This window comes from Blastococcus goldschmidtiae (genome assembly GCF_031845325.1).
Classification (GTDB): Bacteria; Actinomycetota; Actinomycetes; order Mycobacteriales; family Geodermatophilaceae; genus Blastococcus; species Blastococcus goldschmidtiae.
On the sequence record NZ_JAVREI010000008.1, the window covers coordinates 64,478 to 85,806 of the forward strand.

The following is a 21,329-nucleotide window of genomic DNA, read 5'->3' on the forward strand; positions in this document are numbered from 1 at the left end:
TGCAACGCTTCGTGCCCCTACATCGACAGAGGGGTGTGATGACCGCACCGGCCGACGAGCGCCTCGGCTTCGAGGACGCCTACGCCGCACACCGCGTGCCGCTGCTCCGCCTGGCTCTGCTGTTGACGGGCAGTCGCGAACAGGCTGAGGACATCGTCCAGGCGGTGTTCACCGCCGCGTATGGCCGGTGGGACGACATCGACGAGCCCAGGGCCTATCTCCGGCGCGCCGTGGTCAATACGAGCAACGATTTCCACCGGCACCGGGCGAAGGCCCGTCGCCTTACGCCTATCCCTGAGCCGGTCACCGCCATCCCCGATGTCGACGAGACCTGGGCGGTGCTGATCCGTCTGCCGGTCCGGCAGCGGACGGTGGTCGTCCTCCACTTCTACGAGGACCAATCCTTGGCCGACATCGGGCGGCTTCTCGGCCGCCCGGCGGCCACGGTGCGGTCCGACCTGCGCCGGGCACTAACGACCCTCCGGACGGAGCTGTCATGACTCGCGACGAACTCACTGTCGATCCGGACCTGGAGCGTCGGTTGAAGCGGACGCTGCACGCCGTCGCCGAGACAGTTGCGGAGCCCGCCGATGCGCCGGGCTTCGCGCCGAGCGCAGTCCCGGTCGTCTCGCACCGCAGGCGACGACGCGTCGTCCTCGCCGCCGGTGCCAGCTTCGTCGCGGTCCCCCTCGCCGCCTTCATGTACGGCCGGCTCGGCAGCGAGTACGTGCAGGAACTGCCTCCTCCTGGTGTGGTCCAGAGCGGTGAAATCGACGGCATCCGCTACTGGCTCGTCGCGCCCCTCCACGAGGACGTCTGCGGTGAGCGGATGCCTGGCATCGAGTTGCTCTCGGATGCCCGCAATCGGGTTGGTGGGGAGTGGAACTCGGGCGGTATGGCCTACGGGGAACCGGTTGGCGACGCCCAGGGGTGTCAGACCATGGACGAGGAGCCGTGGCTCGCCGATCCGTCCAGGGCGGCCGTCTCGTGGATGCGGCTGGGCGGGGAGCCGACGGACTCCGAGGAATCGGGCCCCTGGGGTGGCATGATCGCCGTCCACCCGACGGTGCGGTCGGTGACCGTTCAGGCCGAGGGGCAAGCCGAGCAGCGGGTGTCCACCGTTCCGTTGGACGACGATCCGGGTGGTCCCCGCTACGCCGCCGTTGCAGTTCCCGAGGACGCCGGACGGGTCACCGTGTCCTTTACGAACCCAGAAGGCGACCCGACGGTGATCGACGCCACCGACCTGTCGGAGCTCGGAGAGCCAGTCGACTGACCGTGGAGGCCGTCCGGGTCGCCTTGACCGAGGTGGACCACCGCAATCTTGGCCTTCCCGACCGCGTGTCCCATTGTGGGCCGCTCAGGGCGCGCTTCGCACGCTCCCGAGCCAGACCTCTGGCTGTATCTCGGGCGGTCACGTCCGCGGGGTCCGCCCGATCTGTCAGCCTCATGTGCCGTACTCAGCTCGAGCCGAGCCCTCGACTGGGCGCTGCGCCGGCCGCCCGGAACCGGAGGACGTCGCCGGGACGGAGCTGGGCGGCCAGCGGCAGGTCCGCGGTGACGACGACGGCGAGCACCGGGTAGCCGCCGGTCACCGGGTGGTCGGCCAGGAAGAGCACCGGCGCCCCGTCGGGCGGCACCTGCACCGCACCGGACACCAGCCCCTCGCTGGGCAGCTCGCCGTCCCGTGCCCGGCCCAGCCGCGGTCCCGTCAGCCGGAGGCCCACCCGGTCGCTGTCGGGGCCCACGACCCACTCCTGCGTGGTGAGCGCGGCCCACGCCGCGTCGTCCAACCAGTCCCGTCGCGGCCCGGGCAGCAGCCGGAGCACCGGCCGGTCCGGCGGCGGCCCGACCGGTGCGACGTCGACGAACGGTTCCTCGCCCGCCAGGTCCCCCACCGGCAGGACCGTGCCCGCGGTCAGCGGCGGTGGGCCGAGGCCGGACAGCGTGTCCGTGCTCCGCGAGCCCAGCACCGGGGGGACGTCCACCCCGCCGCGCACCGCGAGGTAGCTGCGCAGCCCCCGTCGCGGTGGGCCGAGTGCGAGCACGGCACCGGCGCGCAGCGTGGTGGGTGCGGCGAAGGGCGCCGGCCGACCGTCCACCTCCACCGGCACGGGTGCACCGGTCACCGCCACCAGCAGCGTGCGCCCGGCCCGCACCCGCAGCCCCCCGGCGGTCACCTCCAGGAGCGCCGCCTCCGGGCGGTTGCCGACGAGCCGGTTGGCCAGCTCGGCGGCGGGTGCATCGGCGGCGCCCGACCGGGTCACCCCGATCGCGGCGTGCCCCGGGCGGCCGCGGTCCTGCACCGTCGTCAGCGGTCCGGGCGCGAGCACGGTCAGCACGTCAGCTCCCCTCGCGGAAGCGCACCCGAGCGCCCGGGATCAGCAGCGCCGGCGGCTCGCGGTCGACGTCGAAGAGGACGGCGGCGGTCCGGCCCACCAGCTGCCAGCCGCCCGGCGAGGCGCGGGGGTAGATCCCGGCGTACGGACCGGCCAGTGCCACCGCTCCGGCCGGCACCCGCGTGCGCGGTGTCGCCCGGCGGGGGACGTGCAGCTCCGGAGGCAGGCCGGTGAGGTAGCCGAACCCGGGCGCGAACCCGCCGAACGCCACGGTGAACTCGACGTCGGTCACCACCGCCACGAGGTCGGGCACGGAGCGACCCACCAGGGCCGCGACCTCGGCCAGGTCCGGACCGTCGAACGCGACCGGCAGCGTGATCACCGGGGCGGGGTCCGGTGGGGCCGCGTCGTGCCGCGGCAACCGGTGCAGCGTCGCGACGTCGAGCTCCGTGGGCGGCCGGTCCAGGACGACCAGCACGGTGCGCGCGGCCGGCACCAGCTCGCGCTGACCGGTCAGCGGCGCGCGCTCCAGCGCCCGGCGGACGCCGGCCACCGCGGCGGTGCCGTCGACCTCGACGAGCAGCGCGCGGTCGCCGTACGGCAGCACCCGCATGCCGCTTCCGGTCCGTTCCACCGGATCATGATTGCCGACCGCCCGCGCGACGCCGGATCGCGATCGCGGCGGGTCACCCCGAGAACCAGGAGGAACCCGCCGTGGCGGAGCTCGCCCCGCCCGTCGTCGTCGTGGGCCTGGTGGCCGCACCGGGGGCGGCGGCCGACCTCGCCGCGGCCCTGTGCGACGACCTCGCCGCGGAGCTCTCCGCGCAGCACCCGGAGGTGGCCTGGCGGGTGCTCGCGGTCGAGGACGGGCTGGTCCGGCCGCCGGCGGACGACGCCGAGCTGGTGGGCGCCACCCGTGACCGGTTGCTCCGGGAGGACTGGGACCTGGCGGTGTGCCTCACCGACGTGCCGCTGGAGAGCGATCGCCGCCCGGTCGTCGGGCACGCCAGCCCCGTCCACGGAGTCGCGGTGCTCTCCCTGCCCGCCCTCGGCGCGGTGGCCCGGCGGCGACGGGCGCTGCAGACGACGGTCGGGCTGGTCCAGGCGCTGGCCGGGGGCGGCGAGCCCGACGACGCCGACGACCGCGCCGCGATCAGCCGCCGGCTCCGGCAGCTCGCCGTCGACCCCGCGGACTCGACCGAAGGCGTGCGCTTCACCGCTCGCGTGCTGACCGGCAACCTGTCGATGCTGGTCGGGATGGTGCGCGCCAACCGGCCGTGGCGGCTGGCCGTCCGGCTCTCCCGCGCGCTGACCGGCGCCATCGCGGCCGGGGTCTTCGCGCTCGTCACCCCGGACATCTGGCAGCTGGCCGACGCCTTCGGCGCAGTGCGCCTGACCGTCGTCGCGGTCGGCTCGGTGGTGGCCACGGCCGTGACCCTGATCGTGGGCGCGGAGCTGTGGGAGCGCGTCCGGTCCAGGCGGTCACGCAAGCAGGTCACGCTGTTCAACCTGGCGACCGCCGCGACCGTCGTCATCGGCGTGCTGTCGCTCCACGCCGCCCTGTTCGTCCTCGCCCTGCTCGGCGCCCTGCTGCTCGTCGTCGACCCGCTGTTCTCCGAGGCGCTCGGCCATCCCGCGGGCCTGACCGACCACCTGGAGCTGGCCTGGCTGATCAGCTCGCTGGCCACCGTCGGCGGCGCCCTCGGGGCCGGGCTGGAGAGCGACGAGTCGGTGCGCGAGGCGGCCTACACCTACCGGCCCGGTGGGGACGCCGCCGAGCCGGTCGAGGCCCAGCCCGCGGGCTGACCGCTCACCCGGCGAACGGGCCGAGCGCCACACCCGCCCCGGCCAGCGCCGTCCGCACCGCGCGGGCGAGCTCGACCGCGCCCGGGGTGTCGCCGTGCACGCAGATCGACTCCACGGCGGCCGGCACCACGCTGCCGTCCACGGCGAGCACGGTGCCCTCGACGGCCATCCGGACCGCGCGCTGCGCCACCTCGGCCGGTTCGTGCACGAGCGCACCCGGCTCGCGACGCCGCACCAGCCCGCCGTCCGGCGTGTAGCCGCGGTCGGCGAAGCCCTCTGCCACCGGCCGCAGCCCGGCCGCCTCCGCCGTCCGCAGCAGCGCCGAACCGGGCAGGCCCAGGACCGGCAGCGCCGGGTCGTGGGCGACGACGGCGTCGACGACGGCGCGGGCCTGCTCGGTGTGCGTGCCGGTGGCGTTGTAGAGCGCGCCGTGCGGCTTCACGTAGCGGACCCGGGTCCCCTCGGCACGCGCGATGCCGTCGAGCGCGGCCAGCTGGTACAGGACGTCGTCGGCGAGCTCGGCGGGCGCGACGTCGATGAAGCGGCGGCCGAAGCCGGCCAGGTCGCGGTAGGAGACCTGCGCTCCCACGGCGACGCCCGCCCGCGCGGCGCCGGCGCAGACGCGCCGCATCGTCGTCGGGTCCCCGGCGTGGAAGCCGCAGGCGACGTTGGCGCTGGTGACCACGCCGAGCAGCGCCTCGTCGTCGCCCAGCCGCCAGACGCCGAAGCCCTCGCCGAGGTCGGCGTTGAGATCCACGGTGCCGCTCACCGGCGCAGTGTCGCACCGCGCCGGTGAGCCGACCGGCTCACTGCTCGGGCTTGAGCAGCACCTTGATGACGCCGTCGCTCTTCTCCTGGAACTTGCGGTACATCTCCGGGGCCTGCGACAGCGGCACGCGGTGGGTGGCGAAGGTGTCGCAGCCGAGCGGGTCGTCGTCCCCGAGCAGCGGCATGATCTCGGGGATCCAGCGCTTCACGTTGCACTGCCCCATGTGCAGCGCGATCTGCTTGTCGAACAGGGTGAGCATCGGGATGGGGTCGGCCGCACCCCCGTAGACACCCGACAGCGAGATCGTGCCGCCGCGGCGCACGATGTCGATGGCCGAGTAGAGGGCGTTGAGCCGGTCGACCCCGGCGGTCTTCTGGATCGGTGCGGCCACGGCCCTGGGCAGCAGGCCGGCGGCCTTCTGCACGAACTTCGTGCCGGGTGAGCCGTGCGCCTCCATGCCCACGGCCTCCACGACCGAGTCCGGACCCCGGCCGTCGGTCATGTCCCGGATCGCGTCGCCGAGGTCGTCCTCGTGCTCCCGCAGGTCGACGACCTCGATGCCGCGGGCCCGCGCGCGCTCGAGGCGCTCGGGGACCATGTCCACCCCGATCACCCGGTAGCCCTTGTGCTGGGCGATGCGGCAGGCGAAGTCGCCCACCGGGCCGAGGCCGAGCACCACGAGCGTCCCGCCCTCGGGGACGTTCGCGTACTCCACGCCCTGCCACGCGGTGGGCAGGATGTCGGAGAGGTAGGCGAACCGGTCGTCGGGCGGGCCCTCCGGCAGCGGGATGTGCGTGAACTGCGCCTGGGGCACCCGCAGGTACTCCGCCTGGCCGCCGGGCACCTGGCCGTAGAGCTTCGAGTATCCGAAGATCTGCGCACCCATGCCGGTGTCCCGCATCTGCGTCGTCTCGCACTGGGTGTACAGGCCCTCCCGGCACATCCAGCAGTGCCCGCAGGAGATCTGGAACGGGATGGAGATGCGGTCGCCCACCTTCAGGTCGCCGACCGCGGAGCCCACCTCGACCACCTGGCCCATGGTCTCGTGCCCGAGGATGTCGCCGACGCCCATGAACGCGGCGAGCGGCTCGTAGAGGTGCAGGTCGGATCCGCAGATGTTCGTCGTGGTGACCCGGATGACCGCGTCCGTCGGCTCCTGCACGAAGGGGTCGGGCACCTCCTCGACGCGTACGTCCTTCTGCCCGTGCCAGGTCACTGCCTTCATCGAGGAACTCCGTCCGTGTGGGTCCGTCCGCGCCGTCGGCGCCGGATCGCTCCTGTCCGGGGTGCCCGTGGTCGGTGGAGGGAAACGGGCGCGCGGCACGCGACTCCACCGGAATGCCGTCCTCGGGCCGGGCGCTGGACCTGGCATGGCACCGGCCGAGCCGCTGACGCTCTTCGACCCCGAGCCGCCTCCCACCCCCGCTCCGCCGAACCGGCTCCTGCGGGTGCGCCGGATCTACGCCGAGCCCGCCGCCGTGGACAGCCCCCGTGGCCGGCAGGTGCTCGGGCGCTTCCCGGACGCCGAGGTGGTCGAGGTGCCCTCGCACTGGCAGATCCCCGATCTGCACGGCAACGAGGGCAACGTCGAGCGCTGGGTGCGGGTGAAGACCGAGACGCTGGTGCTCGGCGTCAAGAAGTCGCTGTCCGCCCGCCCCAACGGCCGCTCGGCGAACTGGATCGCGCCGTCGACGGCCAACGGCTGCGCCATGGCGTGCGCCTACTGCTACGTCCCGCGACGCAAGGGCTACGCCAACCCGATCACGGTGTTCACCAACATCGAGCAGATCACCGGATACCTGCGCCGGCACGTGGCCCGGCAGGGACCCAAGGCCGAGCCCGACCAGGCCGACCCGCACAGCTGGGTCTACGACCTCGGCGAGAACAGCGACTGCTCCGTCGACGCGCTGGTCAGCGACAACGTGGCCGACCTCGTCGCCACCTTCCGCGAGCTACCCACGGCCAAGGCGTCCTTCGCGACCAAGTACGTCAACCGGCAGCTACTCGACCTCGACCCGGCCGGCCGCACCCGCATCCGCTTCTCGGTCATGCCCGAGGACGACGCCCAGCTGCTCGACGTCCGGACCAGCCGGGTCGCCGAGCGGATCGCGGCGGTGGACGACTTCGTGGCGGCGGGGTACGAGGTACACCTGAACCTCTCGCCGGTCGTGCTGCGGGACGGCTGGGAGGCCGCCTGGGCTGCGTTGTTGCAGCGACTGGACGACGAGCTCTCCCCCACCTCGAAGGCGCAGGCGGCCGCGGAGGTCATCCTGCTCACCCACAACCGCGACCTGCACGAGGTCAACCTGGGCTGGCATCCGAAGGCCGAGGACCTGCTCTGGCGGCCGGACCTCCAGCAGGCGAAGCGGAGCGAGAGCGGCCAGGACAACGTCCGCTACCGCAACGACGTCAAGCGCGACGGCGTACAGCGACTGCAACGACTGGTCGAGCGCCATGCACCCTGGCTGCGGATCCGCTACGTTTTCTAACGCCCCGGGGCTCACGATGAGGGCAGTGTCGCCATGGCGACATGTCGACACTGCGTGTCAGCGGCCTGACAGCGCGTGTGCGATCCTTGGCTCCGCAACGGATGGCCTGTGGAGGGAAGTCGGCACGGATGCTGAGCTCCGCACTGCCCGCGCACGCACTCGTCGAGGCGCTGCCCGACACCGTCGTCGTCGCCGACGGGGACGGACGCATCGCCTATGTCAACCAGGCGGTCTCCGCGCTCCTCGGGCACAGCCCGGCCAGCCTGATGGGCCGGTCCCTGACGGTGCTCATGCCCGAGCGCTTCCGCGGTTTCCACGGCGAAGGCTTCCGGCGCTTCCGGCTCACCGGCGAGGGCGAGCTCGTCGGTGCGACGACCCAGGTCCCCGCCCTGCACGCCAGTGGCAGCGAGATCGCGATCGACCTCACCCTGGCGCGGCTGGAGCCGGCCCCGGGCTCGGATCCCGACGGCGCGGTGGTCGTCGCCGTCCTGCGTGACGCCAGCACCACGATCCTGCTCGAGCGACAGTTGCAGGTCAGCCGGTACCTCACCGCGACGCTGCGGGTGACCGCCGCCCTCGCCGGAGCCGCGGACTCCGACGTGGCCTTCGAGCAGCTCCTGCCCACCCTCTGCACGGAGCTCGACTGGGACGCCGCCACGCTCTGGCAGCCCGAGAGCGGCGGGGGTCACCTGGTCCACTCGCGCACCTGGGAAGCCCCCGGCGCTTCCATCCCGGCGCTCGTCGCCGACTCGGCCACGCGGACCTTCGTGCGGAACCAGGGCCTTCCGGGCCTGGCGTGGCAGCACCGGGCCCCTGTGGTGGTCGAGGACCTGTGGACCGATCCCCGCTTCCTGCGCCCCGACGCCGCGCGCGCCGACGCCCTGCGCACCGGAGTGGCATTCCCCGTGATGCGCGGGGACACCCTGCTGGCGGTGTGCGAGCTGTTCTCCCGCGAGCAGCGGACGGTGCCGACCGAGCTCCTCGACGTGCTGACCCACGCCGGCCGCCAGATCGGCCAGTTCCTCGGCCGGCTGCGCGCGGAGTCCGAGGTGCGGGAGCTCGCCGAGACGCTCCAGCGCAGCCTGTTGCCCTCCCACCTGCCCACCGTGCCCGGGATCGAACTGGCGGCCCGCTACCGGGCGGGCGGGAGCTCGGCGCTCGCGGGTGGCGACACCTACGACGTGATGCCGCTACCCGACGGCCGGTGGATGGTGCTCATCGCCGACGTCTGCGGCACCGGCGCCGAGGCGGCCTCGCTGACGGCGCTGACCCGGCACACCGCACGGGCCGCGTCCGCCGCCGGCTCCCCGGCCGCGGTGCTCGATGCGGTCAACACTGCGCTGCTGCGCGAGCAGGACACCGGTCCGCTCCGGTTCGTGACGGCCGTCTGCCTGGTCCTGGAGAGCGCTCCGCAGGGGCGCCGCGTCAGCCTCAGCATCGCCGGGCACCCGGCGCCGCTGCTGCGCACTGCCGACGGCGCGGTCGTGGCCCTGGGGCAGCCCGCCCCTCCGCTCGGCGTGGATGACGACACCGTGTTCACCGACCACTCCGTCGACCTGCCGGCCGGGTGCACGCTGCTGCTCTACACCGACGGGGTCACCGAGGCGCGCGACGACGCCGGTGAGCAGTTCGGCGAGGACGCACTGAGGCGGCTGCTCGCCGGGCCCGGCTGCTCGGAGGCCGAGGGCACCGCCGCAGCGGTGGTGGCCGCCGTCGAGGCGCAGGTGGCGGGCTCCCGCCACGAGGCCGACGACATGGCCCTGCTCGCGTTGACCGTTCCCGCCTGATCCCGCCCGTCCCGGAGCCGTCCGTACGACTCAGCCGGTCTGACCGGTGTCGGCGTGGGCCACGCCCACCGGCTTGGACTCCGGCGATCCGCGTTGGCGCAGGTACACCGCAAAGATGGTCAGGGAGCCGACCGCCAGCATCTCCGACTGCCAGTTCTGGAAGCTCCGGTTCCAGAAATCCGCCTCACCGAGGTAGCCGACGAGCGTCACCGGGTCCTGCCTCTGCCCGAGCCGCTCGCTGTTGAATGCCGCCCAGCCGGTGACCGCCGAAGCCGCCCAGGTGAGGAGGAACAGCGCTCCCATGACCAACCCCAGGGACCGTGAGAACACCGCCGTCAGCCACCCGCCGGCGTGCACCGGCCCGGGGGACCCCGCACTCGCGTGCCGCCCCAGCTGCTGGTCCCGGTCGCTCTCGGTGCCCTCCTTGCCTGGCTCTTTGGACTCGCTGGAGCCCTTCTGGACCAGCCACACCGTGGCGAACACGTAGAGGAAGAACTGCAGGTACTCCGACTGCCAGTTCTCCATCACGTCGACGAGGAACGACGACGAGGTGGCGTAGTCCAGCAGCCCGACCCGCCCCAGTCCGTTCGCCTCCTGCTCGGCGTTCACCTGCGCCACGCCGGACAGCGCCTGCCCGCCGAGCGTGATCAGGAACAGGCCGCCGAAGGTCAGGCTCAGGGCGTTGTTCCGCAGGAAGCCGTAGGTCGGTTCGTCGACGCCGCTCATCGGCCCATCGCCGCCAGCACGAAGGCGTAGCCGATCCCGAGCAGGATGACCGCGAGGTAGACCAGGTAGACCGCCCTGACGCCCTTCACGACCCCTCCACCTCGCAGTCGTAGGGCATCTCCCCGCGCGGCTCGCACGCCGCCGCGGTGACCAGCCAGCGGCCGCCGGCCCCGCTCAGGAAGACGACGTCCCCGCCGATGCGGACCTGTGCGTCGTCCCCCCACACGACGACCGACGTGACCTCCCCGCCCGGGAGCGGTAGGTCGGCGATCGCCTCCGGGCAGGGGGCCGCGGCGTCACCCTCCAGCGCGGCGCGGGTGGCCGGCGCGAGCAGGTCGCAGCGGCCCTGGGGATCCTCGCCGGGGTCCTGGAAGGCGGTGGCTACCGCCCGCACGTCGTCCTCGGCCGCCGCCGCGCATCCGGTCAGCAGCAGGGCGCCGGCCCCGGCCAGCGATGCGACAGCTCTGCGCACAGCATCTCCTCGCGCAGTGGACGCCCGGCGCGCTGCTCGACCGGACGCCAGAGCCGCTACCCGCGCCGCGCCCTCCGGTACACACCGTCCCCCGACCGGGCGAACGCCTTCCCCTGGTCCGGTTACCGTGGCCGACGTGGCGCGGGTGGCGGTGGTGGGCGCCGGGCTCGGCGGCCTCGCGGCAGCCGCCCGGCTGGCCGCGCAGGGCCACGCGGTGACCGTGCTGGAGCGCTCGGGGCGAGTGGGCGGCAAGCTCGGCCTGCTCACCGTGGACGGGCACGCGTTCGACACCGGCCCGAGCCTGGTCACCCTGCCGCAGGTCTACCGCGACCTGTTCGCCGCCACCGGCGGGCCGCTGGAGGAGTCGGTCGATCTCGTGCGGCTGGACCCGGCGGTGGCCTACCGGTTCGCCGACGGCACCCGCCTGGCGTTCCCCGGTGAGCCGTCCGCCGTGCCGGCCGCACTGGACGCCGCGCTCGGTGCGGGCGCCGGGGCCCAGTGGTCCGCCCTGATGGCGCGCGCGGAGCGGATGTGGCGGATCAGCGAGGGCCCCTTCCTGCGCACGCCCCTGGCCGGGCCGGCCACGCTCGCCCGGCTCGCCCGCCGGCCCTCCGACGTCGCCACCATCGCGCCGTGGCGGTCGCTGCGCGGGCTCGGCGCGGCCTACCTCCGCCATCCGCACCTGCTGACGCTGCTGGACCGCTACGCCACGTACTCCGGCTCCGATCCGCGCCGGGCACCGGCCGTGCTCGCCACGGTGGCGTACGCCGAGCAGGCGTTCGGCTCCTGGTACGTGCGCGGCGGGCTGCACCGGCTGGCGCTGGCCGTGGCCGAGCGGGCGGCCGAGCGCGGGGCCGTGCTGCGCACCGGCTGTGCGGTGCGCCGGGTGGTCGTGGCCGGAGGCCGGGCGGCCGGGGTCGAACTGGCCGACGGCGAGGTGGTCGCTGCCGACGTCGTCGTGTCCGGAGTGGACGCGGCGGGCCTCTACGCCGACCTCGTGCCTACCTCGACGACCGCCGCGCCCCGCCGCGCGCTGGCGCGGGCCACGCCGTCCCTGTCCGGCTTCGTGCTGCTGCTCGGACTGCGTGGCCGGACGCCGGGGCTCGCGCACCACACGGTGATGTTCCCGGCCGACTACGACGACGAGTTCGATGCCGTCTTCGGCACCGGCCGGCACGCGGGCCGGCCGCGGCCGCCGGCCGACCCCACCGTCTACGTCAGCGCCCCCGACGACCCGGCGCTGCGACCCGACGACGACAGCGAGTCGTTGTTCGTCCTGGTGAACGCGCCCAGGCACGAACCCGGGCGCGGGGTCGACTGGGACGAGCCCGGGCTGGCGGAGCGGTACGCCGACCGGGTGCTGGAGGTGATGGCCGAGCGCGGGCTGGACGTGCGCGACCGGGTGCGCCGGCGGGTGGTGCGCACGCCCGCCGACCTGGAGCGCGACACGGGCAGCGTGGGCGGGTCGATCTACGGGACGTCGAGCAACGGCGCGCGGGCGGCCTTCCTCCGCCCGGCCAACACCTCCCCGGTGCCCGGTCTCCTCCTCGTCGGCGGCTCGGCGCACCCCGGCGGCGGGCTGCCCCTGGTCACTCTCTCCGCCGAGATCGTCGCGGGCTTGGTCGGACCCGCCTGACGCGCTCCCGTGCGAAGCTCGGACATGCACACCTACCCGCCGTCGTGCGGTCCGGAGTCGGGCCAGCTGACCGCGTTCCTGGACCACTACCGCGCGACGATCCTGCAGAGGGCCGACGGCCTGGACGCCGCCCAGCTGGCACAGCCGCTGGCCCCGTCCTCGCTCACCCTCGGCGGCCTGCTCAACCACCTGGCCTACGTCGAGGACCTCTGGTTCCAGGTCCGGTTCGCCGGCAACCCGGCGGACCCGCTGTGGGCCCACGTCGACCGGGCGGCCGACCCCGACCACGAGTTCCGCACCGCGGCCGACGTACCGCCGGACGAGCTGCGCCGTCGCTACGAGGACGCCTGCGAACGGAGCCGGGGGGTCGTCCGGACCACCGACAGCCTCGACCAGCGCGCGGCGCGGCCCCGGTCCAACGGCCAGTACGCCGACCTGCGCTGGATCCTGCTGCACATGCTCGAGGAGACCGCCCGGCACGCCGGCCACGCCGACCTCCTCCGGGAGGCGATCGACGGCACGGTGGGCGACTGACTCAGCTGCGCGCGGCTCCGTACCCGAGCAGCGCCGCCAGGCCGAGAGCGCTGCGCGGCTGGTAGGACGCACGCCAGAGGCCGCCGTGCGCCGCCTCGTACGCCTCGTCCTGCCACGGGTGCTCGTGCACCGGCCCGCCGTCGGTGTGCAGGTCGTGCACCAGCAGCGCGGCCATCAGCACGTTCGACGTCGCCGGCTCGAAGATCTCCACGCCGAACCGGTGGGCGCCGGCGTATGCGGCGGCCAGGGCGCGGTTCTTCACCACCGACCGGGTGCGCGTCGGCGGCGCCACGTTCATCGACACCGTGCTTCCGGCCGCCCGCGCCGTCGTCGCCCGCCAGCGCTGCAGCCGCTTGGCCAGTGCGTAGTTGGGACCCTGCTGGGCGACCAGGCTGTCGGCGATCCCCGGATCCGTCCCCGGCACGTACGCCCGCTGCAGCAGCCGCCCTCCCGACACCGTGCGCAGGGGCCGGCCCAGCAGCTTGGCTCCCCGCGAGCGGGCGGCGTAGGCCTGCACGGACTGCGCCACGGCCTCCGCGGGAACGGCGAAGACGTCGGTCGGCGTCGCCAGGAACGCCAGCGCCAGGTCCGGCCGGGCCTCCGCCAGCCGCACGGTGAGCACGTCGACGGCGGTCGACACCCGCACGTTGGTGGCCCCGTCGGCGTAGACGTAGTTGCCCAGCACGGGTCGCCCGGCCAGCGTCGCGGCCCAGTCGGCGACTGCGGGCCCCTCGGCGATCAGGTCGGCCCCGGCGCGGGCCGGGTCGACGTCCGTCGCCGGCTCGTCGACCGGCACCAGCAGGGTGCCGGCACTGCCCCGGACGGTGTCCAGCACCCGCTCCCACAGCGGCGCGCGGGGCAGGTCCACACCGGCCACGCGGGCGCCCCACCGGAGCAGCGCGGTGAGCGGGCCCATCTCGGCGCCGGCGCCGAGCACGACCACGGTGGTGTCGGGCAGCGCCAGCCACTCCGGGTGGGCGGCGACGGTGCGGACCGCCTCGGCGCACGAGGGCTCGATCACCCCCGCGGCCACCCACTGGTCCAGCCGGTGCAGCAGTGCGTCGCCCCGCAGCCGGCCGCCACGGAACGGCAGGGAGAACTCCCGCTCCGGTTCGGCGCTGCCGCGGACTTCCACCGTGTGCAGCGCCCGGCCGGCGGGTGCGCCCACGAGGTCGTCGAGCCCGGTCTCCCCCTCCGGACCGGCCACCCGCATGTTCCGGTGCAGCGAGGCCAGCCCCTCCTCAGCGATGGTTCGGGCGGCCGGCGCCGACGGCAGCCCGGCCTCCACCAGCCGGCGGAAGTGGGTGAGGTACCCCGCCCGCCAGTTGGTCTCCCGCTCGGCAGCCAGCGCCCCGGCGGTATCCACCGGGCGCAGCGCGTCGGCGGTCACGACCCGGCCCAGTGCCGCGGTGCTCCGCCGGCCGTCCGCACCTGCCGGGAACACGACGCCCCGCTCGTCCTCGCTCATCGGTCCCTTCCCATGGGGTCAGCTTCTCCCGGCGCCCCGTCCTCGAGCCACCGCAGCAGCGTGCGGGTGCCGAACCCGGTCCCGCCCTTGACCGTCTCGGCGTGGTCGGAGCCCGACCGCGCCGGGCCCGCGATGTCCAGGTGCGCCCACGGGAGGTCGCCGGCGAAGGGCTGCAGGAAGAGCGCGGCCGTCGTGCCGCCCGGGTTGCCGGGGGCGTTGTTCGCGTCAGCGACCGGGCTGTCCAGCAGGTCGGTGTACTCCTGCGCCAGGGGCAGCCGCCACAGCGCCTCCCCCACGGCGGCGCCGGCGGCGGACAGCGCGTCGGCCAGCCCGTCGGCGCTGGCGTACAGCCCACCGGTCCGGGCGCCGAGCGCCTGCTTCATCGCGCCGGTCAGGGTGGCGACGTCGACCAGCACCGTCGCACCGAGCTCGAGCCGCGCGTACGCCAGTCCGTCGGCGAGGACCAGCCGCCCCTCGGCGTCGGTGCTGCGCACCTCGGTGGTGCGCCCGCCGACGTGCCGGACGACGTCCGCCGGCCGGTACGCCGAGCCGGACACGGCGTTCTCCGCCGCCGGGACCACCGCGGTGACCGCGACCGGCAGTTCGAGCCGGGCAGCGGCGTCGACGGCGGCGAGCACGGCGACTCCCCCGGCCATGTCGGTCTGCATGTGCCGCATGCCGGCGGTGGTCTTGATCGACAGACCACCGGTGTCGAAGGTGATCCCCTTGCCGACCAGCACCGGATGCGCCGGGCCGGCCGACGGCGGGCGGTACGTCGCGACGACGACGCAGGGAGGAGACGCCGACCCGCCGCCCACGGCGAGCACCCCACCGAACCCGCCGACCGCGAGTTCGTCGGGACCGAGCACGGTCACCGTGACGTGCGGCAGCGCCCCCAGCCGGACACGTGCCTGCTCGGCGAGCCATGCGGGGTCCTTGACGTTCGGGGGCGTGTTCACCAGGTCGCGGGCCCAGGCGACGGCTCCGGCCGTGACCGTCCCGGCGGGAACCGCCGCCTGGACCTCGGGAGCGGCGGCCGCGACGACAGTGACGGTGGCCAGCCGCCGCGGCGGGCGCGACGACGAGTTGCGGAACCGGTAGCCGGCCAGCACGGCGGACTCCACGGCCGCGCGCACCTCTGCGTGCCCGGCCGGACCCGCTGCTCCGTCGAGCGGGAGCACCAGCCGGGTCGCTCCGTGCTGGGCCAGCGTCTGGGCGCGGCGCACGCAGACGGCCACGTACCGGCGCAGCTCCGGCAGCGTGCCCGCCCCGGCGCCGACGGCGACGACGCTGCGGGGCCGCCGGCCGGCGATGGGCACGTTGGTGATCGCGCCGGCACGGCCGGTGTTGCCGGTGTCGGCCAGCGCGCCGGTGAGCAGCTCGGGGCTCACGACGGGCGCGGGCCCGGTCAGCCATCCCGGCAGCGCGGCGCGTTCGCCGACGGGTACCGCGAGTACGTCGTCGGTGCCGAGGACGGGCAGCGCCGCGAGGAGCTCGATCCGCGGGAACGGCGCGGCCCCGGTCACCGGCTGATCGCCGGTGGCCGGGGCCGTGTCGTCCTGCGCTGTCCTGCCCGGGGGCAGATCGGCGGAGGTGGTCAGCTGGTCGCGCCCTTCAGTGCCTCCGACAGCGCCGCCGCCTCGTCGGGCGACAGCTCGACGACGAGGCGACCGCCTCCCTCGAGCGGGACGCGCATGACCAGGCCGCGGCCCTCCTTGGTCACCTCGAGGGGACCTTCACCCGTACGCGGCTTCATGGCCGCCATGCGTGCCTCCTTCGCCGGCCACACCGCTCCCCGCCGGGGCGGGAGGTGGGGTGGCGTCCATCGCTGCTGGAACTCCGCTGCCCATGATCCCGTATGGCGCGCCGTCGTCCAACACGAGGGCTCTTCAGGGTGACGCGCGGAAGCAGTCGGCGACGTGATCGTCGACCATCCCGGTCGCCTGCATGAGGGCGTACGCGGTCGTGGGGCCCACGAAGACGAACCCGCGGCGTTTCAGCTCGCGGGCCATCGCCACCGACTCGGGGCTGGTCGCGGGCACGTCGGCGAGGGTGGCCGGCCGGCTCCGCGGCCCCGTCGGCGCGAAGGACCACAACAACTCCGAGAGGCCCTCCGGCAGCTGCTGCGCCGTCCGGGCGTTGCGGACGGCAGCGGCGATCTTGGCGCGGTTGCGGACGATGCCCGCGTCGGTCATCAGCCGGGCCTCGTCGTCGGCGTCGAACTGCGCCACCGCGTCGATGGAGAACCCGGCGAAGGCCGACCGGAAGGCCGGCCGCTTGCGCAGGATGGTGATCCACGACAGGCCGGACTGGAAGGCCTCGAGACAGAGCCGCTCGAACAGGGCGTCGTCGCCGTGCAGCGGCGTCCCCCACTCCTCGTCGTGGTAGGCGACGTACTCCGCGGTCGACTCGGCCCAGGCACAACGCTGCACGCCGGCGACGGTAGCCCCGGGCACCGACGGTTCAGCGGGCCGTGGCGGCCGGCTCCCCCACCTCGGGGGCCGACGGCGTGGCGGGACCGCGGCCGGTCGCCAGCACGCAGCCGGCCAGCACCAGCGGCAACCCGAGGGCGATCCCGAGCGTGAACGGCTCGCCGAGGAGCCCGACGCCGAGCAGCACCGCCACCGCCGGGTTGACGAAGGTGATGACCAGGGCGCGCTGGGGACCCACCTCCCGGATGAGCGCGAAGAACAGCGCCAGGGCGACCGCCGTGCACAGCACCCCGAGGGTGGTCAGCGACAGCAGCGCCTCGCCCGATGCGTCGACGGCGTCCCCGAGCTGCGGCAGGGCGAACGGCGCGTACACCACGGTGGTCACCGCCAGTGCCACCGAGGCGGCCGCCACCCCGGGCACCTCGGGCAGCTTGCGGCTGATCACCAGCGGCGCGGTCGCGTAGCCCACGGTCACCAGGGCCACCGCGAGGACCGGGAGCAGGGCCGCCCCCTCCGGGTCCAGGCCGAGCAGCGCGGCGATGCCGGCGACGCCGAGGACCATGCCCACCATCCGCACCGGCGTGAGCCGTTCCTCCTCGCCCGCGAGCCGCCCGGCGAACGCGGCGACGAACGGGACCGCGGCCACCAGCAGCCCGGTCAGGGAGCTGGACAGCGACTGCTCGGCGTAGGCGAGCAGCAGCCACGGCGCCGTCATCTCCAGCACGGTGAAGACCAGCAGCCAACGCCACTGGCGCAGCGCGGGCCCCAGCCCGCCGCGACGGAGCGTCCACGGCAGCAGGAGCGCCGCCCCGATCGCGCACCGCGCGAAGACCACGACGACCGGCGAGACCTCGTCGACGGCGACCTTGATCAGCAGGTACGGAACGCCCCAGATGAGCGACATGGCGACGAACAGCGCCCATCCGCGGCGGCTCACCGGGGAGCGGCCCCCTCGGACCGGGCCGCGACTGCCGCGAACCGGCGCAGCGAGCGGCGCACGCCCCAGCGCACGAACGGCCGGACGGCGTACCAACCGGGCGTGAGGACCACCCCGGACCAGCCCCACGGCAGGTAGAAGCGCTCGGTCCAGACGAACGTGGCGTGCTCGCCGCGGGGCTCGATCTCGAAGATGCCCGGACCGCGGATGACCCGGCCGGTGTGCTGCACCTCGACCAGCCTCGGCGGGTCCCACTTCGTGATGACCATGGTGTCCAGCAGCCCGAGGTGGCGTCCACCGGGCAGCGGCAGCCCGGTGCGCGCCGCGAGCCGCCCACCGACGCCCTGGGCCGGTCCGCCGACCGTCTCCACATCGGTGGCCACCATCCACTCGCCCTGGCCGACCCAGTCGGTGAGCACCTCCCAGACCCGCTCGGGCGACGCCTCGACGTCGATCCGCTCGACCAGCTCAGGCATGCGGGCTCTCCTCGTCGTCGTCCCGGGGTGGTGTCCGCCCACTCTTCAGCTCGCCCGGGGAGACCGGATGCAGCCGCGCGGTGAGCGCGGCGATCTCGACGTCGCGGTCGTCGAGGGTCCGCGCGAACTGCTCGAGCAGCCAGTCCACCTCGGTCATCCGGTAGCCGCGCAGGCTCACCGTCATCCGCAGGCCCCGCACGTCGTCGCCGGTCATCGGCCGGGCGACCGGCAGCTCCACCGGCGAGCGGCCCGGATCCGCCGGGGGCCGGCTCTCGCCGCGGCCCAGGAGCAGCGAGGCACCGAGGAAGAGCAGGGCGGCGATCACCAGGACGCCGACGAGGGAGAGGACGAGGTCGGGCACGTCAGGCGTCGGACGGGCCGACCGGGGCGCGCATGCCGCCGCCGCCCTCGCCCTGGACCCGGCCGGCGTCGGCCGCCTGGATGGCCGCCACGACGGCGCCGACGTCGTCGGTGACGGTCAGCAGCTCCAGGTCGGCGGGGCTGATCGTGCCGGTGGCCGCCATGGTCCGGTGGATCCAGTCGAGCAGCCCCGACCAGTAGTCGGTGCCGAACAGGATGACCGGGAAGCGGGTGACCTTGCGGGTCTGCAGCAGCGTCAGCGCCTCGAACAGCTCGTCCAGGGTCCCGAACCCGCCGGGCAGGATGACGAAGGCCTGCGCGTACTTCACGAACATCGTCTTGCGGACGAAGAAGTAGCGGAACGAGATGCCGACGTCGACCCACTCGTTGAGCTCCTGCTCGAACGGCAGCTCGATGCCCAGCCCGACCGAGAGCCCGCCGGCCTCGCACGCCCCCCGGTTGGCCGCCTCCATGGCGCCCGGGCCGCCCCCGGTGATGACCGCGTACCCGGCCTGCGCCAGCGCCGCGCCGATCGCGACGCCCGCCGCGTAGTGCGGATGGTCGGCGGGCGTCCGTGCGCTGCCGAAGACGCTCACCGCGCGCGGCAGCTCGGCCAGCAGCCCGAAGCCCTCGACGAACTCGCTCTGGATCCGGAGCACCCGCCAAGGATCGGTGTGCACCCAGTCGCTGGGGCCCCGCTTGTCGAGGAGCCGCTGGTCGGTCGTCGTACCGACCGTCCCCGGGTCGGGTTCTCCGCCGCGAAGCATGACCGGCCCGCGGTGCCGGGCCCGCCGGCGCGGCGCCGGCCTGCCCTGCGCGCCGGGTGCGCCCTGCGCGCCGGGTGCAGCCTGCGGATCCGGTGCATCCTGCGGATCGGGTGTGTCCTGCGGGGCGGGCGGAAGGGTCATACGGTGCTCCCGGACAGGTAGGCGACGAGCGCGTCCTCGGTCGGCTGCAGCCGCTCGACCAGCACGTGCTCCTCGCGGGTGTGGGCCAGGGTCGGGTCGCCCGGTCCGTAGTTGACCGCGGGGATGCCGAACGCGGCGAAGCGCGCCACGTCGGTCCACCCGAGCTTCGCCCGCGCCGGGCGGCCCACGGCCGCGACGAAGGCGGCCGCGGCCGGCTCGGCGAGCCCGGGCAGCGCCCCGCCGGCGTTGTCGACGACGGTGAGCGTCACGCCGGCCGCGATCGCGTCGGCGAAGACCTCTCGGACGTGCGCCTCGGCGGCGTCCTCGTCCCGGTCCGGGGCGTAGCGGAAGTTGACCGTCAGGGATGCCTCGTCGGGGATCACGTTGCCCGCGACGCCGCCGGAGATGCCCACGGCGTTGAGCCCCTCGCGGTAGGTGCAGCCGTCGATCTCCACGTGGCGGGCCTCGTACGCCGCCAGCGTGGCCAGTGCGCCGCCCAGCGCGTGCACCGCGTTCTCCCCCAGCCAGCTCCGCGCGCTGTGCGCCCGGCGGCCCTTGGTGTCCAGCCGGGCCCGCAGCGTGCCCTGGCACCCGGCCTCGATCTCCCCGTCGGTCCCCTCCAGCAGGATCGCCAGATCGCCGTACAGCCAGCCGCGGCGCTCCCGGGCGACCCGGCCGAGGCCGTTCTTCACGGCCTCGACCTCCTCGTTGTCGTAGAAGACGAAGGTCAGGTCGTGCGCGGGCGCCGCACCGGGGACGCCGAAGCGCCCGGCGACCCTCAGCATCACCGCGTCACCGGACTTCATGTCACTGGTGCCGCAGCCGTAGAGCCGGTCGCCGTCCAGCCGGCTCGGCACGTTGTCGGCGATCGGCACGGTGTCCAGGTGACCGGCCAGCACGACCCTGGTCGGCCGCCCCAGGTTGGTGCGGGCCAGGACGGCGTCGCCGACCCGCTCCACCTCCAAGCCGCCCAGGGCGCGCAGCGCCGCCTCCACGAGGTCGGCCAGCGGCCGCTCGTCGCCGGAGACGGAGGGGACGTCGACCAGCGCACGGGTCAGCGTGAGGACGTCGGCGGAGAGGTCGAGCGCAGGAAGGTCACTCACGCCCTGGAGCCTAAGGGGCGGGCCCGACCGTCGGCCCCGCCCGGAGGCTCGTGCCGAGCGTGCGAGGCATGAGAGGGGCGGGGTCCTTCAGCGGTAGCGTCCTACCCGTGACTGCCGCGCCCGTCTCCGCATCCGCCGCCGGCCTCGCGACCGTGACCCCCGCGGGCACGGTCCTGGACACCTGGTACCCCGAACCCCGGCTGGGTGCTCCGCAGGGGGCGAAGGCCGGCACGACCCGGCTCGGCGCGCTGGAGCTCTCCGGCGAGCTCGGCCCCGACTACGGCGGCCTGGTGCGCCGCGACGCTGCCCGGGGCGTGGAGATCATCGCCGTCCGCACCGTCATCCCCGACCTCGCCGCCCCGCCGGTGGACACCCACGACGTGTGGCTGCGGTTGCACCTGCTCTCGCACCGGCTGATCACCCCGAACAGCGCGAACATGACCGGCGTCTTCGGGCTGCTCACCAACGTGGCCTGGACCAGCGCCGGCCCCGTCGAGGCAGCCGGATTCAACGCCCACCGGCTGCGCGCCGCCGTCGGCCACGTGACCGTGTTCGGCGTCGACAAGTTCCCCCGGATGGTCGACTACGTCATCCCGACCGGCGTCCGCATCGCCGACGCCGACCGGGTGCGGCTGGGCGCCCACCTGGCCGAGGGGACGACGGTCATGCACGAGGGCTTCGTCAACTTCAACGCCGGCACGCTGGGCGCCTCGATGGTCGAGGGCCGGATCAGCCAGGGCGTCGTGGTGGGCGCGGACAGCGACATCGGCGGCGGCGCCTCGATCATGGGCACCCTGTCCGGCGGCGGCACGGAGGTCGTCTCCATCGGCACCGGCTGCCTGCTGGGGGCCAACGCCGGCATCGGCATCTCGCTCGGGAACGACTGCATCGTCGAGGCCGGCTGCTACGTCACCGGGGGCTCGCGGGTCACGCTGCCCGACGGCTCGGTGGTGAAGGCCCGTGAGGTGTCCGGCCGCGACGGCCTGCTGTTCCGGCGCAACAGCATCAGCGGTGCGCTCGAGGTCGTCCTCCGCGAGGGCCGGACGTGGGGCGCGCTCAACGCGGAGCTGCACGCCAACTGACGCGG

Annotated in this window: 23 protein-coding genes; 8 read left to right on the top strand and 15 right to left on the bottom strand. The window is 74.6% G+C overall.

The window, feature by feature from the left end:
* Window positions 1-38 precede the first annotated feature (38 nt).
* Both RM425_RS12710 and RM425_RS12715 read left to right on the top strand, forming a co-directional pair.
* A complete protein-coding gene (locus RM425_RS12710; protein ID WP_311345581.1) occupies window positions 39-500 on the top strand; it encodes an RNA polymerase sigma factor in 462 nt (153 codons plus the stop codon).
* A complete protein-coding gene (locus tag RM425_RS12715; protein ID WP_311345582.1) occupies window positions 497-1,276 on the top strand; it encodes a hypothetical protein in 780 nt (259 codons plus the stop codon). The genes RM425_RS12710 and RM425_RS12715 overlap by 4 nt, the downstream gene beginning before the upstream one ends.
* Before the next feature lie 184 nt (window positions 1,277-1,460).
* Here RM425_RS12715 and RM425_RS12720 read toward each other — a convergent pair whose 3' ends face one another.
* Window positions 1,461-2,342: a 5-oxoprolinase subunit C family protein gene (locus tag RM425_RS12720; protein ID WP_311345583.1), complete on the bottom strand. Its 882-nt coding sequence runs from the start codon at window positions 2,340-2,342 to the stop codon at window positions 1,461-1,463.
* A gap of 1 nt (window position 2,343) precedes the next feature.
* A complete protein-coding gene (locus tag RM425_RS12725; protein WP_311345584.1) occupies window positions 2,344-2,973 on the bottom strand; it encodes a 5-oxoprolinase subunit B family protein in 630 nt (209 codons plus the stop codon).
* A gap of 80 nt (window positions 2,974-3,053) precedes the next feature.
* Between RM425_RS12725 and RM425_RS12730 the strand changes: the two genes are divergently transcribed.
* Complete coding sequence (locus RM425_RS12730) at window positions 3,054-4,145, top strand: hypothetical protein (protein WP_311345585.1); 1,092 nt, start codon at window positions 3,054-3,056, stop codon at window positions 4,143-4,145.
* Between the two features lie 4 nt (window positions 4,146-4,149).
* Here RM425_RS12730 and RM425_RS12735 read toward each other — a convergent pair whose 3' ends face one another.
* Complete coding sequence (locus tag RM425_RS12735) at window positions 4,150-4,914, bottom strand: LamB/YcsF family protein (RefSeq protein ID WP_311345586.1); 765 nt, start codon at window positions 4,912-4,914, stop codon at window positions 4,150-4,152.
* A 37-nt stretch (window positions 4,915-4,951) separates the two neighbouring features.
* Window positions 4,952-6,139 carry a zinc-dependent alcohol dehydrogenase gene (locus RM425_RS12740; RefSeq protein WP_311345587.1) on the bottom strand — a complete coding sequence of 396 codons (1,188 nt, stop codon included), beginning with the start codon at window positions 6,137-6,139 and terminating at the stop codon, window positions 4,952-4,954.
* Window positions 6,140-6,284: 145 nt separating this feature from the next.
* Between RM425_RS12740 and RM425_RS12745 the strand changes: the two genes are divergently transcribed.
* Window positions 6,285-7,403: a spore photoproduct lyase family protein gene (locus tag RM425_RS12745; protein ID WP_311345588.1), complete on the top strand. Its 1,119-nt coding sequence runs from the start codon at window positions 6,285-6,287 to the stop codon at window positions 7,401-7,403.
* Window positions 7,404-7,531: 128 nt separating this feature from the next.
* Window positions 7,532-9,190, top strand: a complete 1,659-nt coding sequence (locus RM425_RS12750; RefSeq protein ID WP_311345589.1) for a SpoIIE family protein phosphatase — start codon at window positions 7,532-7,534, stop codon at window positions 9,188-9,190.
* A 30-nt stretch (window positions 9,191-9,220) separates the two neighbouring features.
* Here RM425_RS12750 and RM425_RS12755 read toward each other — a convergent pair whose 3' ends face one another.
* Both RM425_RS12755 and RM425_RS12760 read right to left on the bottom strand, forming a co-directional pair.
* A complete protein-coding gene (locus RM425_RS12755; RefSeq protein ID WP_311345590.1) occupies window positions 9,221-9,916 on the bottom strand; it encodes a DUF6766 family protein in 696 nt (231 codons plus the stop codon).
* Between the two features lie 85 nt (window positions 9,917-10,001).
* Complete coding sequence (locus tag RM425_RS12760) at window positions 10,002-10,388, bottom strand: hypothetical protein (RefSeq protein ID WP_311345591.1); 387 nt, start codon at window positions 10,386-10,388, stop codon at window positions 10,002-10,004.
* A 136-nt stretch (window positions 10,389-10,524) separates the two neighbouring features.
* Here RM425_RS12760 and RM425_RS12765 point away from each other — a divergent pair, with 136 nt between their 5' ends.
* Both RM425_RS12765 and RM425_RS12770 read left to right on the top strand, forming a co-directional pair.
* Window positions 10,525-12,024: a phytoene desaturase family protein gene (locus tag RM425_RS12765; RefSeq protein ID WP_311345592.1), complete on the top strand. Its 1,500-nt coding sequence runs from the start codon at window positions 10,525-10,527 to the stop codon at window positions 12,022-12,024.
* Between the two features lie 9 nt (window positions 12,025-12,033).
* Window positions 12,034-12,558 (top strand): DinB family protein, encoded by a 525-nt coding sequence (locus RM425_RS12770; RefSeq protein WP_311345593.1) that lies wholly within the window; start codon window positions 12,034-12,036, stop codon window positions 12,556-12,558.
* Window position 12,559: 1 nt separating this feature from the next.
* On the opposite strand, the gene RM425_RS12775 is transcribed toward RM425_RS12770, so the two are convergent.
* The 9 genes from RM425_RS12775 to dapE all read right to left on the bottom strand — a co-directional run bounded on the left by RM425_RS12775 (window position 12,560) and on the right by dapE (window position 20,242).
* On the bottom strand, window positions 12,560-14,026 hold the full coding sequence (locus RM425_RS12775) for a hypothetical protein (RefSeq protein WP_311345594.1): 1,467 nt from the start codon (window positions 14,024-14,026) through the stop codon (window positions 12,560-12,562).
* Window positions 14,023-15,552: a leucyl aminopeptidase family protein gene (locus RM425_RS12780; protein WP_311345595.1), complete on the bottom strand. Its 1,530-nt coding sequence runs from the start codon at window positions 15,550-15,552 to the stop codon at window positions 14,023-14,025. Before RM425_RS12780 ends, RM425_RS12775 begins: the two co-directional genes overlap by 4 nt.
* Window positions 15,553-15,623: 71 nt before the next feature.
* Entirely contained in the window at window positions 15,624-15,791 is a 168-nt protein-coding gene (locus tag RM425_RS12785) for a DUF3117 domain-containing protein (RefSeq protein ID WP_012947303.1), read from the bottom strand.
* Between the two features lie 124 nt (window positions 15,792-15,915).
* The gene (locus RM425_RS12790) at window positions 15,916-16,458 is read right to left on the bottom strand and encodes a DNA-3-methyladenine glycosylase I (protein ID WP_311345596.1); all 543 of its coding nucleotides are present in this window, start codon (window positions 16,456-16,458) and stop codon (window positions 15,916-15,918) included.
* Window positions 16,459-16,489: 31 nt separating this feature from the next.
* The gene (locus RM425_RS12795; protein ID WP_311345597.1) at window positions 16,490-17,395 is read right to left on the bottom strand and encodes a DMT family transporter; all 906 of its coding nucleotides are present in this window, start codon (window positions 17,393-17,395) and stop codon (window positions 16,490-16,492) included.
* The gene (locus RM425_RS12800; protein WP_311345598.1) at window positions 17,392-17,871 is read right to left on the bottom strand and encodes an SRPBCC family protein; all 480 of its coding nucleotides are present in this window, start codon (window positions 17,869-17,871) and stop codon (window positions 17,392-17,394) included. The genes RM425_RS12795 and RM425_RS12800 overlap by 4 nt, the downstream gene beginning before the upstream one ends.
* On the bottom strand, window positions 17,864-18,232 hold the full coding sequence (locus tag RM425_RS12805) for a DivIVA domain-containing protein (RefSeq protein ID WP_311345599.1): 369 nt from the start codon (window positions 18,230-18,232) through the stop codon (window positions 17,864-17,866). Before RM425_RS12805 ends, RM425_RS12800 begins: the two co-directional genes overlap by 8 nt.
* A gap of 1 nt (window position 18,233) precedes the next feature.
* Window positions 18,234-19,139, bottom strand: coding sequence for an LOG family protein (locus RM425_RS12810; RefSeq protein ID WP_449495087.1), 906 nt, complete (start codon window positions 19,137-19,139; stop codon window positions 18,234-18,236).
* Window positions 19,136-20,242 carry a succinyl-diaminopimelate desuccinylase gene (gene dapE / locus RM425_RS12815; protein WP_311345600.1) on the bottom strand — a complete coding sequence of 369 codons (1,107 nt, stop codon included), beginning with the start codon at window positions 20,240-20,242 and terminating at the stop codon, window positions 19,136-19,138. Before dapE ends, RM425_RS12810 begins: the two co-directional genes overlap by 4 nt.
* 107 nt (window positions 20,243-20,349) lie before the next feature.
* Between dapE and dapD the strand changes: the two genes are divergently transcribed.
* Window positions 20,350-21,324, top strand: coding sequence for a 2,3,4,5-tetrahydropyridine-2,6-dicarboxylate N-succinyltransferase (gene dapD, locus RM425_RS12820; RefSeq protein WP_311345601.1), 975 nt, complete (start codon window positions 20,350-20,352; stop codon window positions 21,322-21,324).
* Window positions 21,325-21,329 lie beyond the last annotated feature (5 nt).

Coding starts and splice junctions, on each gene's coding strand:
- RM425_RS12710 (WP_311345581.1), top strand. CDS start 39: ATGACCGCACCGGCCGACGAGCGCCTCGGCTTCGAGGACGCCTACGCC.
- RM425_RS12715 (WP_311345582.1), top strand. CDS start 497: ATGACTCGCGACGAACTCACTGTCGATCCGGACCTGGAGCGTCGGTTG.
- RM425_RS12740 (WP_311345587.1), bottom strand. CDS start 6,139: ATGAAGGCAGTGACCTGGCACGGGCAGAAGGACGTACGCGTCGAGGAG.
- RM425_RS12745 (WP_311345588.1), top strand. CDS start 6,285: ATGGCACCGGCCGAGCCGCTGACGCTCTTCGACCCCGAGCCGCCTCCC.
- RM425_RS12750 (WP_311345589.1), top strand. CDS start 7,532: ATGCTGAGCTCCGCACTGCCCGCGCACGCACTCGTCGAGGCGCTGCCC.
- RM425_RS12755 (WP_311345590.1), bottom strand. CDS start 9,916: ATGAGCGGCGTCGACGAACCGACCTACGGCTTCCTGCGGAACAACGCC.
- RM425_RS12775 (WP_311345594.1), bottom strand. CDS start 14,026: ATGAGCGAGGACGAGCGGGGCGTCGTGTTCCCGGCAGGTGCGGACGGC.
- RM425_RS12785 (WP_012947303.1), bottom strand. CDS start 15,791: ATGGCGGCCATGAAGCCGCGTACGGGTGAAGGTCCCCTCGAGGTGACC.
- RM425_RS12800 (WP_311345598.1), bottom strand. CDS start 17,871: ATGCCTGAGCTGGTCGAGCGGATCGACGTCGAGGCGTCGCCCGAGCGG.
- RM425_RS12810 (WP_449495087.1), bottom strand. CDS start 19,139: ATGACCCTTCCGCCCGCCCCGCAGGACACACCCGATCCGCAGGATGCA.